The sequence below is a fragment of the Bdellovibrio sp. genome (genome assembly GCF_036384735.1).
Classification (GTDB): domain Bacteria; phylum Bdellovibrionota; class Bdellovibrionia; order Bdellovibrionales; family Bdellovibrionaceae; genus Bdellovibrio.
Genome location: NZ_DASVLT010000048.1, coordinates 59,923 through 72,390, shown reverse-complemented (window position 1 = coordinate 72,390; position 12,468 = coordinate 59,923). Strand labels below are relative to the sequence as shown.

The window sequence follows — 12,468 nt, the reverse complement described above, 5'->3', positions numbered from 1 at the left end:
CTTTAGCTACCTCATTGCATGATGATTGGGCTGCTGATGAGCTATCAGAGTACATTCATTCACGCCTTCTTGTCCGGTGGATTCAGTGACAACGTGAAGCTTTGTGCGAGCATACAGAATGCCCATTTTGACTTCTTGCCACACATAATAATTTCTTCCTGTCTCGACGTGAAGTTGAATGACATCGTCATTTTCTGCCTTACTGGTGATGGTATGATCCCCGGCAGGAACGTCAACCCATAGGAAGTTTTTCGAACGAGTCGCGCCCAAAAGCTCATTATCAAGAAGAACATCCATCGTAACAGCGGCACCCATGAACTCGTTACGATAAATGTAAACGTATGCACCGTTGGGATTTTTTGGAAATTGTTTTGCCTGGATATTGATCTCTGAGTCAGCTAGCGGAATAGATGCACAACCTACAAGAAATGGAAAAGCGAGGGCAATCGCCAGCAGAAATTTCACAAAAACTCCTTTTAGTTTATGATGGAGTTCTTATAAATCTGAAGTCAACAGGCTGCCTTCTTTTTTAAAATAACTCGACTTCTGTTTGTACACGAAGCTCGTTCGAGACTTTTTGAATGTCGTTGGGGATTTTTACCAGAACTCCTCGAGGAATTTCTTGGCTGTTCTTATTCTTATGTAGCCACGCGAGGAATTCGCGATCGGGACCGCGGCAAATCATCTGGCGATCTTTGCCTTTTTCTTTTAACGTATCACCTACGACACGAGCTGCTTCGATCTTTTCTGGCGCAGTTTTACGCATCAAAAGATAGCTTGTCGTCAAAGTCCGATTTTTCATTGGAAGGTGTTCTTCCATTCTTTGAAACCACTCAGGAGCATCGAAATGAATACGATCGTGACACCAGTCGTTCTTTGATTGGGTCAGCAAGGGGCAGGGGCCTTCGTGTGTGCAAGGCGCCCACGCGTGGTAACCTTTTTCTAGCAAACGCTGACGAAGAGCCATCAGCTTACGTCCATCTTGTTGTGTAGATGGTTCTACGATCATCACAGCTTCACATTCCGCAGCCCACTCTGGCAAATCATTGAGTTCCGTCAAAGAGTACGAAAACAAAGCCAGCGTCTTTTTAGGATTTTTCAAACGACCTGCGCTGAAAGTACGAATCCATTCTTGGGCCTTGAAGTCTTTAAAATGTGTTTCGATGATTTTTTGCGGCTCAGAAGCAACTTCAATCAATGTGTATTGAAGGTTCTGAGTTTCTGACAAAGCCAATGAGGCCGTTGCAAGGCCAGCGCCGAAATCGATGACATTTTCTAATTCGGCAAAGAAGTTTCTTTTCGCGCCTTCTTGAGTCACCGCGCGCAGGCGAGCTGCGTTCAGTGGCAAGTAATAGCTAAGATAAGCAATCTGCGCGAAAGACTGATGCCATGGTGTTTGGCCATCAGGATTTTGAATAAAGAAATCAGAAAGCATCAGAACATTTTTCGCCAAGGCCTTTGAGTCTTGCAAAGTCAGCTTATGGCTAGCCAAAGCCGCAGCAATAGAGTCTTCAAAATTTTTAGGAATCGAAAAATGTCTGTTCATAATGAAGCTTCCCGCTGCGAGGGTTAGTTTGACGAAGTTGAAATAGAACCGAGTGCTTTAAGCAAATCCTCTACCGAGATCTCGTTCATAGCACTGTCATACGGAGGATTTTCATTATTTGATACAAAGATCTGCACATTTTCACCACGAGCGGCCCATCTGCGAGGATGTTGCACACGAATAGGTGAGTAAAGTCCTAAAACCTTCGCACCAAGGCTTGCCGCCATGTGAGCTACACCCGTGCTCGGCACAATTACGGCCTTAGCATTTTTAAGAACCGTGAAAAGCTCGGGAGCTTTCAAAAGATTTTGCAGTGATAAAACTTTCGGATGATCTTTGAACGCGGCTTTGATGTCTTTTAAGAACGGCTCATCCGCGGGGGTGCCAGTCAGAATAACTTGAGTTGTCTCAGCCACTTTACGAATCAAAGCGATATAGTTTTCAGTCGGCCAATTCAGCGCTGATCCCGCCATGCCTGGATGAACCACTACATAGTGTTGTGGAACTAAATTGAACTTACGAAGAAGTTCTGGATTTTCTGGCGCTTGCAACTTTAAAACCGGCGTCGCGGGACGGGCAGAAGTATCGCCCATCGCATAGCGAAGAAGATCAAAGTTATAATCCGCTTCGTGCTGAATCGCTTTGCTGCGACGCTGGCGAAGACCTTTGTTCAAAAACAAGAAGCTATGCCATTGCGACTGAACACCGGCACGAACGGGGGTGCCCGCGATCCACAACGCATAATTCACCCACCATGGGGCTTGAAAACTGACAGCCACATCAGGTTTGAATTCGCGTAAGTATTGAACTAGGGCTTTGAGGGATGTTTTCCAGTCCTCTTTAGAAAGCTCGATGTAGGTGCGCTGAGGTACGGCGTTATCAGGCACGAAGGCCAGGCCTTTAGCGATGACCCAGCGAACTTCGCAGTTCTTCAATAGATCGGCCTGGTCCACGGGCATCGTGGAAATCAGATCGCCAATCTTATCTAAACGAATCAAAAGAACTTTCTTCATGTCAGACACTATAAAGGACGACGCGGAAAAAATGCAGCCCGAAAAATGCAAAAAGCGAGATCGGGTTTCCCCATCTCGCTTTTATCGAACTTGAACCTTCTACTAACGATAGGAGGTCCGTATGTCGAATGATAACCAGCTTCACCGCTGGAATACTGTTCGTCATATTTTAAAGTTTCTAAAGAGATTTTTGGGACTAGTTTTGCTGGTCTTAGAGATTTTAAGGAAGCTTCAAGAGCTTTTAAGTTAATTCCTTCGGTTGCTCCAACGTGTACAACCGGACCGACGAAGGGCCGTTTAATCTAAAGGTCACAAGTTTAGGGAAAGGCAAAGGGGGAAGCCCACTCACCGAGCTATTTCGATTTCATCGGAGTTCAGGACTCTCTACTTCAGCTTCGCTGAAGTAGAGACCAGCGCCTACTTGTATTCTTCGATAGAAGGGCAAGAGCAGATCAAGTTTCTGTCGCCATAAGCGTTATCCACGCGCCCAACGACAGGCCAGAATTTGTTCGTGCGAAGCCATTCTACAGGGTAAACCGCTTCTTCGCGAGAGTATGGATGATTCCACTCGGGTTTCATCAACATCTGCGCTGTGTGCGGAGAGTTTTTCAATGCATTGTTTTCCTTGTCCATTTTGCCAGTCTCAACCGCATGAATTTCACTGCGGATCGCTAGCATAGAATCAATAAAACGATCCAACTCTTGTTTTGGTTCAGATTCAGTTGGCTCGATCATCAATGTGCCTGCCACCGGGAAGCTCATTGTTGGAGCATGGAAGCCATAGTCGATCAAACGTTTCGCAACATCAGTCACGTCAATGCCAGAAGTTTTCTTGATATCACGAACGTCGATAATACATTCGTGAGCTACATAACCGCTCTTACCTTTGTAAAGAACAGGGTATGCTTTTTCCAACTTCTTTGCGATGTAATTCGCAGACAAGATGCTCACTAAAGTTGCTTTACGCAAACCTTGTGCGCCCATCATTGTGATGTAAGCCCAAGAGATCGGCAAAATACTAGCACTTCCCCAAGGGGCAGATGTGGTAGCAGAAATGCCATTCGCAGGACCCGCTTCTTTCACCAAAGAATGCTTAGGCAAGAATTCTTTCAAGTGAGCACCAACACCGATTGGACCCACGCCAGGACCGCCACCACCGTGAGGGATCGCGAACGTTTTGTGAAGGTTCATATGAGAAACGTCGGCACCGAATGTTCCTGGACGGCACATGCCAACTAAGGCATTCATGTTTGCTCCGTCCATGTACACTTGACCGCCGTTTGCGTGAACGATGTCACAGATCTCTTTGATGCCCTCTTCATACACGCCGTGTGTGGAAGGATAAGTAATCATCAAACAAGCCAAGTTGTCTTTGTGCTGTTCAGCCTTTGCTTTTAAGTCTGTGATTTCAACATTACCCAAGTTATCGCAGTTAACGACCACAACTTGCATGCCCGCCAAAGCCGCAGACGCAGGATTTGTTCCATGTGCAGAGGAAGGAATCAAGCAGATATTTCTGTGACCTTGGCCACGAGATTGGTGGTACTTGCGAATTACGAGAAGACCAGCGTATTCACCTTGAGATCCCGCATTTGGTTGCAAGCTCACAGCCGCAAAACCCGTGATATCGCAAAGTTTTTGTTCAAGGTCTTTAATCATTTCGATCAAACCAGACGCTTGAGCCACAGGAGCAAACGGATGAAGCTTGCTGATTTCTGGCCATGAAACAGGAACAAGCTCTGTCGTTGCATTCAATTTCATTGTGCAAGAACCCAGTGGAATCATTGAGTGAGTCAATGTGATGTCTTTGTTTTGCAAATGATGGATGTAACGAAGAAGTTCAGTCTCTGAGTGATGAGAGTTGAATACAGAGTTCGTCATGAACGCAGACTTACGAGTCAACGCTGCTGGGAGGTCTGTTTTCAAAGTATCATCAATGGCTTCAACTGAAACGCTGGCTTTGTTGCCGCCATTGAATGCCATCCAGATAGTTTCGATATCTTGAGCGGTCACAGTTTCGTTCAAAGAAATTCCAAGTTTATTATTACCAAGGATACGGAAGTTCATTTGAAGTTTTTCAGCTTCTGCAACGATCGCAGTCGCTTTATCTGTCGTAACAACAATTGTATCGAAGAAAGTATTTTTAGAAACGTTGTAACCAAGTTTCGTCAAACCATCAGCCATGATCGCAGTCATGCGATTCACTCTTTGAGCGATGCGCTTTAGACCTTGTGGGCCGTGGTAAACAGCATACATAGAAGCCATGTTCGCCAAAAGAACTTGGGCCGTGCAAATATTAGAAGTCGCTTTTTCACGACGGATGTGTTGTTCACGAGTTTGCAAAGCCAAGCGCAATGCTTGCTTACCTTGAGAGTCAACGCTCACGCCGACAAGACGACCTGGCATCATGCGCTTGTAAGCGTCTTTCGTTGCCAAGAAACCGGCATGAGGACCACCGAAGCCCAATGGCACGCCGAAACGTTGCGAGTTACCCACGACGATATCTGCACCCCACTCACCAGGAGGAGTCAAAAGAGTCATCGCCAACAAATCTGCAGAGGCAGTTACTAGAGCTCCGTGATCGTGGAACTTCTTCGCGGTCGCAGAGTAATCTTCAACAGAACCTTCCGTATCAGGATATTGGAAGAATGCACCGAATACTGGTTTAGAGAAATCATAAGTCGCAGGATCTGCGATGATCATCTCAAAACCCAAAGGTTCCGCGCGCGTACCAAGAACTTCGATCACGTGAGGATGCATTTTCGGAGACACAACAAAAGCCTCTGCTTTATTTTTGCAAAGTGCATGGGCCATGAACATCGCTTCCGCAGCAGCAGTTCCTTCATCAAGCAATGAAGAATTCGAGATCTCCATGCCAGTCAGGTCTGCAACCATTGTCTGGAAGTTTAATAAAGCTTCCAAGCGACCTTGCGCGATCTCTGCCTGGTAGGGAGTGTAGGCTGTGTACCAAACTGGATTTTCAAAAATGTTTCTTTGAATGATCGTCGGAGTGATTGTGTCGTGGTAACCCATGCCGATGTATGATTTGAAAACTTTGTTTTTCGAAACCATTGAACGAAGCTTGTTCAAAAGACCGTATTCAGAAATACCTGGGCCCACATCAGCGAAGGTGTGCTGAGTGCGGATTTGAGAAGGAATAATTTTATCTGCCATCTCTTCTAAAGACGAGAAGTTCAGAACTTTAAGCATCGCTTGGATATCGTTGTCGTTCGGACCGATATGGCGAGGAATAAATTCGTTAATAGGGGATAGATCTGATAATTTCATTTGCACCTCAATGACGCTTGGAAGACTAGCACAGCGCCCTCTGGTATTAAAGCTTTGCAAGGCAGAGCAGAGAGGCTAATGCGAGGCAATATTGTCTGATTTTAGAGGAAAATGGGGTTTAATGCTCGAATTTTCTTACACTAGTCCTTGTGAGCATAGTCGCGACGTCCTCGCAACTTCTAAAAAGCAGAGGGTTTCCCTTAGTTTGCGACACGGCCATCCGGGCCTCGCCGCGCTTTGGTACCGCGTCGTGCGGGCGCGGAGGTCGCAAACTAAGGGAAACCCTCTGCTTTTTAGAAGGCGCGATTTGTAGGATTCTACTTCCAGGGTTGGTTTAAGTTTTGAGGTGCTTTCAATGGCCGGGTATTGCTGTTGGTGGGATTGGAGCTTAATTCGTAAATTCTTTTTCGCACTCTTGGAGGACGATTTTTTTCGGTGTTGTTCCTTGGTGGCAGGACTGGGCTAGGCCCTTCAAAACATCTAATTTGCGTGAATCATTTTTGAAGGCGGCTATGTTGGTTTTTAGCTGTGCGGCTTCTTGGAAAAGCAGGCGTTCTAAGTGGAAAGTCAGACGCCATTGGTTTTTTTGCGCAACGGATTCTTCATTCAAAGCTTCGGTTAGAAAAGTGCGCACGGAATTCGGGAACACTTTCGAAATGAAAGTCATCTCTTCAAGTTTGATGCGGAATTGAGGATCTTGCAGAGCCTGGTATTTTTGTGTGTTATAGAAATTGCGCAAGTAATTCGTACGCTCGTTCAAGAAGCGCTCTTGGTCCAAAGAGCTGCCGTTACAAAGAGTCGCACACAAAGGTGGCGTCTTCTTTTGCTTTTCAATATCCTTCGCGATGTCTTGGTATTGTTGAATCTCGACGATATAGTTCTGACCGATGCGAGTCAGTTCCTTCAAGTTGTGATCAACGTCAGGGGTGTTTTGCGGAATCTTCGTCAGAGTTTGCACGGCATAATAAGAAGCAGCGGTGACTGACACAAATAGAGTAAACACTCCCGCCAAGAGTAATGTTCCGATGATTTTTAGAAGAATTTTGACGAATTTCATGAAGGTTCTCAGTGTAGTCGTAGCTATGAAAAAAGAAAACCCGCATCTGACAAAGATACGGGTTCCTATTTACAATCTATCATTTAGACCAGACGTAAAATTAAGCTTTTCTAGCAGCTTTCTTTGTCGTCTTGCGAACAGTTTTTTTAGCAACTTTTTTCGTTGTTTTTGCGCCAGCTGTTTTCGCAGTGGCTTTCTTAGTTGTTTTTCTTGTCGCTTGTTTTTTGAACAAAGATTTTTCCAGCTGAGCTTTTTTCGCGATGGCTTTTTTCTTAGCGACAACGATGTTTTTCTCAAGATCATCCGCAGATTTTTTGATCTTGTTCAGAGTCAAATTAACTTCTTTTTCAAGTTTCTCTTCTGAAGCGCTAAGAACTTTCACGATCTCTTGGTATTTCTGCCAAGCAAGTTCCAATTTCTCTTCTTTTTGAGCGTCGAATTTACCCTTGAGGTCAGATTCTCTTTTTTTGATTTCGTCGCTTAGTCTTTGAAAGCTTTCAAGAAGGCTTTGAACGTTTTTGTTATTGGAAAGGTTGCCCAACATTTTTTGGAAAGCTGCAGATGCCACAGAGGTCTCCTTTGTTGACTTCAAGGTATACACCTTCGAGAGGGGAATTTGAAGTCCCCACTCACTATTTTGACGTAAAATTAATAGTCTCTAACCAAACTTCACGATTCGCAGAGAATTTGCCAGGGAACTTTTCAAGACCCTTTTCGCGCAACTTCATCGCATACTCTGTCATGTAAAGCTTGATATGTTCTTCATCTTTAACTTTATAGATGATCTTAAGGTCTTTGCTTGAAGCGACCATCGCGCCACCTTTGCGAAGGCATAGTGCCGCCTCTAAAAAGCCAGGAACCTTAAGGAATTCAGGGATGTGTTCAGTTTTAAGCCATTCAACGTACTCGTCGTAAGCTTCGTGTTGAACGGTCATGTGAACCATGTAAGTGATCATTTAGCAGTCCTTATAGAGTGAATTTGAAGTCCTTGATTAGCATGCCCGGCACTTTTTTGCCACCGAAAGAGCGGCTTTCATACGTCGACGTCGAAGGCTCGATTTCCTGGAAGTCTGTGACGGCCAAAAGGTTTCCCCCAAGACAGTCGTACAGGCTTTCGTCAAAACGCAAGTCAGCAATCGGCGCCACGATTTCGCCGTTCTCGACCCAGAAACAGGCATAACGGGTCATCCCCGTAATACGTCCGTTCATGCGGTCTGACCAATTGAGATAATGCAAATTCGATAAATAGAGTCCCGTACCTAGTTCTTTCAAAATCTCTTCTTTTCTCAATGTGCCCGGCATAATTTCAAGGGCGCGAGGTCCCTCGTAAAGATCTGCATTGTTGCCGGTCACACCGTACTCCTTTGCGGAACGAGTCGAGATCATGAAATTTTTAAGTTCACCTTTTGTGATGATCTCTAGCTTTTCGGCAGCCAGCTCCCCCAAAGAGTTAAAAGGCTGTGACAATCCCATCGCAAAGTTTTCACGCATCGAGAATAAAGGCGAAAGGGATTTCTCTTTATCCGCAAGCTTTGTCATTGCACTCGCACCTTGCTTATAACCTGCGTAGCTCAAAGCACCCCAATAGAACATCGAAGCCAGTTCCGCCACTGCACCCGGGGCAAGATAAGTTTTATAAGCTCCTGGGGTCAGCGTCTTCTTAGGACGATCCATCAAGGCCAACTGATTCTTGCTTTGTGCAAGGTTTGCCGAGAATTCATCTTGATTCCATTCGGTCCCTGCGTAAACACCTTTCACAGCCTTCTCGCCCATGTACAGAGAGTAGTCCATAAAGAAGGATTCATTCGCAAACCAGTGACTTTGTCCTTTTGAGTTTTTATTCGCAGAAATCAAAGGACCAGCGCAATAAAGACCTGCCATGTCGCTGCCGTTGGCAGGCTCGGTGATCATTTTGAAAACGTCGATGTCTGAAAGCAAATGGCCTTTTACAGTCTTATCACTTGTACCGTTATTCTGCATTGGAACTTGATAAGGATCTTCAGGGAGCAAATCACACTCTTTGCGAGCAACAGCTAACCATTGATCCGCACGTTTCTTATCTTCAGCGACTTGACCTGTGATAGAAAAACTTAAATTCGCAGAGCGATTGTTTTTTTGAAGGTGCAAGCTTAAAGAACGTTGTTCAACTGCCGTGCTTTGGCGAACTTTGTTGTTATTGAAACGAACAAATGTTGTGTCTTCAGCATGTAAATTGATATTGGCTTCTTCGCCTGATTGCAGTTGCGCCAAGATGTAGTCAGCCACTTCGTTAAATGCTTTTTTTGTAGATTCTGTGAATGACATGATTAAGCTCCGAAAACTTCGATGTTAGAGAATAAGCAATACGGAGTCGTGTGACCCACGCGAATCACTTGATTCGGCTCACCCTTGCCGCAGAACGGAGAACCATAGGTCTCGCGATTCTGGCTGACAGCTTTCAAATTGTTCCAGAACTTCACAGTCGTGCCGCGATAGTTTGGATTTTTCAAAGTTTTGGTCAATTTGCCGTTTTCAATCAATTTCGCGTACTCGCAACCGAATTGGAATTTGTTGCGGTAGTCATCAATGGACCAAGATTTATTCGCGAACATGAAAACCCCACGCTCGGTGGAGGCGATCATGTCTTCCAATTTTGCATTGCCGCTTTCAAGGTTGATATTTGCCATACGATCAATCGGCGCGCGATTCCAAGATGAAGAACGGAAGTTCGCAACTCCCGGCAGATTCAAACGAGATTGTGATTCAAGACCACCCAAGCCGCGCACAAGCATGCCGTCTTTGATTAGGAATTCTTTTGTCGCAGGATTTCCCGAGTCATCGAATGCATAAGATGCCAATGCATCTGGAATTGTTGGATCGAATGTCACGTTCATGAGTGAGGAGCCATATTGCAAACGACCGAAGTCGTGAGGTTTCACGAAGCTCCAACCAGCGTAGTTTCTTTCGTCACCCAAGATGCGATCGTATTCGAGTGGATGGCCGATAGATTCATGCACTTGCAATGTCATTTGATCTGGCGCAAGCAACAAATCCATTGTTTCGTCGGGACAGTTGTCAGCCGTCAAAAGCTCAACAGCCTCCTCGCCGATGCGTTTTGATCTGTCCAAGATGGATTGACGATCAAAAACTTCGGCGCCGACTTGAAGGCAGCGCGCAAGGCCACCGTTATCAGAACGAGTTTGTGTTTCATGGCCGGCACCAGCTGTCGCAGAAAAGTCCGTGCTGACGATAGAGAATCTTTGCTGAACGTCAGAGCCGCTCGTGCTGACAGAATAGAATTCTGTTTCAACGATCATCGCTGTGGCTGAGCGGCTGACGATTTTGTCAGAGACCTTCATGGCTCTTGTGGCATCGATGAAGATGTCAGAAATCTCTTTGGCAGAAATGGAATCCATCTCGCGGATCACCGGGGAGTTGTAGTGACCTTTCGCTGCGGGGCGCTGCAGAATAGAGAAGTCATGAACTTTGTAGGCTGAAGCTTGCTTTGCCATGTTCACAGCTTTTTCAAACGCACGTTTTACACCTGATTCAGAGATGTCACTTGTGCCGGCGTAACCGAATTGACCATTCACCAAAACCTCGACCATCAAACCGTGGTCGAATCCGATATGATTGCGATCCGGTTTTTCATCGCGCACGGTGCGCCACGTAGTTTTTTCTGTGACGTGACGTAATTGGGCCCAATCTACGGAAGAACCCAGGGAGGACAATATTTTATGAAGGTTCAAGTCGGCGCTCATGTTCAGCCTTTCTTCAGTTAAATTCGATATTTCCAATATCGGATCAGAGAGGAAATTACAACTTTGAACGCCAGAATATGCGAAGTTCCATTTGGTAATACCTAAGTTAGAACAGGAGCAGAATGACTTCATCCCCATTGGCAAGCTCGTTGCTTTATTAGATTCGTGAATTGTCTCTGGTGCCACAATGAACCATCACCAGGACTTAGGGGGAAAAATGAGAATCGCACTAGCAGCTTTAGCAACTTTCGTTATGGTCCTTCTTACTCAAACAAGCCTGGCTCACGCCGCAGATTCTTCAGGTGTTTGCTCGCTAACAAGTGAAGGCATCTACAACGGAGCATGGGTGAAGCACCGTATCGTAGCTGGAGATCAAGTTCTTTTCGGCGCGAACGACATGGCTCCGATCTTTTCGCAGCTTGATTCCTTGCGCAATCAAGGTCTTTGCCGCTAAATGATGGAGTGAATCGTAAAGACTATCTCGCAGCAATTTGGAAACCTTATCCAGCCATGCCATCCGAAGTGGTGGCATCTGGCAGAATCTACGATTTAGAACGTGAAGAGGGTGGTCTTAAGCTGACTCTTCAACGTGACCAAAAAAATATCACTGTTCAATTTGATCAAGCTCCGCATTATTCAGAATTTCTAGATTTTGGCGACATTGTTGCCGTGACTCAATCTCGAGAAATTATTTTGCTAGCTCCGCAAGTGGCACCTTTACCCAAGCGTTCTTTTAAAAAATCTATTTTAGAAAATTGGAATCAGTACTTGTCAGAAGTTCGCGGCTACTTTGTGAGCCAAGGATTTTTGGAATTGAAAACGCCGTCGTTAGTGGTTTGCCCTGGGACAGAGCCAGCACTGGATGTTTTTTCTACCCAATTAAAGGTTGGTTCACGCAAAGAAAAACTTTTTCTGCCCACGAGTCCCGAGCTTCACTTGAAAAAAACGTTAGCTTTAGGCGCTGATAAGATTTTCGAGTTTGCCCCTTGTTATCGTAATGGTGAAATCACTGAAAGACATCAACCCGAATTCATGATGCTTGAGTGGTATCGGGCCTATGACAATCTTGTGACCATTAAGAAAGATGTCGTTGATATGGTTCATCACGTGGCAAGGGCTTTGGGCGTGGCTGCTCCGAAAAAAGTTTCAAGCTATTCCATTGCAGAACTTTTCAAAATGTATTGCGGTGGCTTCATTCTGACTCCTCAAACTTCGAAAGAAGAACTGAAAGCCCTGGGGGAAAAACTGGGCGTTGATGTGCGCAGTGCTGAAACTATCGATGACTATTTCTTTTTGATTTTCATGGAAAAAGTAGAGTCGCAATTGCCTGCGGATGAGTTGATCTTTGTTGAAAAGTATCCTCCTTATCAAGCGGCCTTGGCGCGTTTGACATCAGATGGCTGGGGAGATCGCTTCGAGGCTTACTGGAAAGGCTATGAACTTGCCAACGCCTTTCACGAATTGAATGACCCCACGATTCAACGCCTTCGTTCTCGCGAAGATTTAGAAAAAAAATCTGCGATGGGTAAAGAAGAGATTCGATTAGATGAAGAGTTCTTCGCCGCATTGGACGCGGGTCTACCGCCATCGGGTGGAATCGCGTTGGGTCTTGAAAGACTTTTCATGTGCTTATACGACATTGAAAAGATCGCGGATCTTAAATTGTTTCCGTATTAATTATTTTTCTTGAATTTGCAGCTCGACGACATCGTCTTTCGCGTCATTAATTTTCAATGCGACTGAATGTTGCGGCAGCTATGGTGTGTTTGCTCTCGAGAAGGTCTAGGGCTCTTCGTCGAGAAATTGAAACTGAGAATGCATTAT

The 12,468-nt window shown here is 45.4% G+C and carries 12 protein-coding genes; 3 read left to right on the top strand and 9 right to left on the bottom strand.

The genetic code is table 11. The features are described 5' to 3' along the window. Positions 1 to 6: 6 nt before the first annotated feature. From VF412_RS14215 to VF412_RS14205, 3 genes are all read right to left on the bottom strand, one after another. Complete coding sequence (locus VF412_RS14215; protein WP_331339914.1) at positions 7 to 465, bottom strand: DUF2846 domain-containing protein; 459 nt, start codon at positions 463 to 465, stop codon at positions 7 to 9. A gap of 64 nt (positions 466 to 529) precedes the next feature. Further along, on the bottom strand, positions 530 to 1,546 hold the full coding sequence (locus tag VF412_RS14210; protein WP_331339913.1) for a small ribosomal subunit Rsm22 family protein: 1,017 nt from the start codon (positions 1,544 to 1,546) through the stop codon (positions 530 to 532). A gap of 23 nt (positions 1,547 to 1,569) precedes the next feature. Then, entirely contained in the window at positions 1,570 to 2,559 is a 990-nt protein-coding gene (locus VF412_RS14205) for a glycosyltransferase family 9 protein (protein WP_331339912.1), read from the bottom strand. A gap of 121 nt (positions 2,560 to 2,680) precedes the next feature. Here VF412_RS14205 and VF412_RS14200 point away from each other — a divergent pair, with 121 nt between their 5' ends. Beyond that, a complete protein-coding gene (locus VF412_RS14200; protein WP_331339911.1) occupies positions 2,681 to 2,809 on the top strand; it encodes a hypothetical protein in 129 nt (42 codons plus the stop codon). Between the two features lie 167 nt (positions 2,810 to 2,976). Here the strand turns inward: VF412_RS14200 and gcvP are convergent, their stop codons facing one another. From gcvP to VF412_RS14170, 6 genes are all read right to left on the bottom strand, one after another. Beyond that, positions 2,977 to 5,847 carry an aminomethyl-transferring glycine dehydrogenase gene (gcvP, locus tag VF412_RS14195; protein WP_331339910.1) on the bottom strand — a complete coding sequence of 957 codons (2,871 nt, stop codon included), beginning with the start codon at positions 5,845 to 5,847 and terminating at the stop codon, positions 2,977 to 2,979. A gap of 388 nt (positions 5,848 to 6,235) precedes the next feature. Further along, positions 6,236 to 6,904 (bottom strand): hypothetical protein, encoded by a 669-nt coding sequence (locus VF412_RS14190; protein WP_331339909.1) that lies wholly within the window; start codon positions 6,902 to 6,904, stop codon positions 6,236 to 6,238. 100 nt (positions 6,905 to 7,004) lie between these two features. Continuing rightward, positions 7,005 to 7,472: an actin-binding protein gene (locus VF412_RS14185; RefSeq protein WP_331339908.1), complete on the bottom strand. Its 468-nt coding sequence runs from the start codon at positions 7,470 to 7,472 to the stop codon at positions 7,005 to 7,007. A gap of 64 nt (positions 7,473 to 7,536) precedes the next feature. Continuing rightward, positions 7,537 to 7,860 (bottom strand): DUF4286 family protein, encoded by a 324-nt coding sequence (locus tag VF412_RS14180; protein WP_331339907.1) that lies wholly within the window; start codon positions 7,858 to 7,860, stop codon positions 7,537 to 7,539. 10 nt (positions 7,861 to 7,870) lie between these two features. Further along, the gene (locus VF412_RS14175) at positions 7,871 to 9,208 is read right to left on the bottom strand and encodes a TldD/PmbA family protein (protein ID WP_331339906.1); all 1,338 of its coding nucleotides are present in this window, start codon (positions 9,206 to 9,208) and stop codon (positions 7,871 to 7,873) included. 2 nt (positions 9,209 to 9,210) lie between these two features. Next, the gene (locus tag VF412_RS14170; RefSeq protein ID WP_331339905.1) at positions 9,211 to 10,644 is read right to left on the bottom strand and encodes a TldD/PmbA family protein; all 1,434 of its coding nucleotides are present in this window, start codon (positions 10,642 to 10,644) and stop codon (positions 9,211 to 9,213) included. Between the two features lie 217 nt (positions 10,645 to 10,861). On the opposite strand from VF412_RS14170, the gene VF412_RS14165 reads away from it, so the two are divergent. Together VF412_RS14165 and epmA are read left to right on the top strand one after the other, a co-directional pair. Then, on the top strand, positions 10,862 to 11,098 hold the full coding sequence (locus VF412_RS14165; protein ID WP_331339904.1) for a hypothetical protein: 237 nt from the start codon (positions 10,862 to 10,864) through the stop codon (positions 11,096 to 11,098). Between the two features lie 8 nt (positions 11,099 to 11,106). Then, positions 11,107 to 12,321 carry an EF-P lysine aminoacylase EpmA gene (gene epmA, locus VF412_RS14160; RefSeq protein WP_331339903.1) on the top strand — a complete coding sequence of 405 codons (1,215 nt, stop codon included), beginning with the start codon at positions 11,107 to 11,109 and terminating at the stop codon, positions 12,319 to 12,321. Positions 12,322 to 12,468 lie beyond the last annotated feature (147 nt).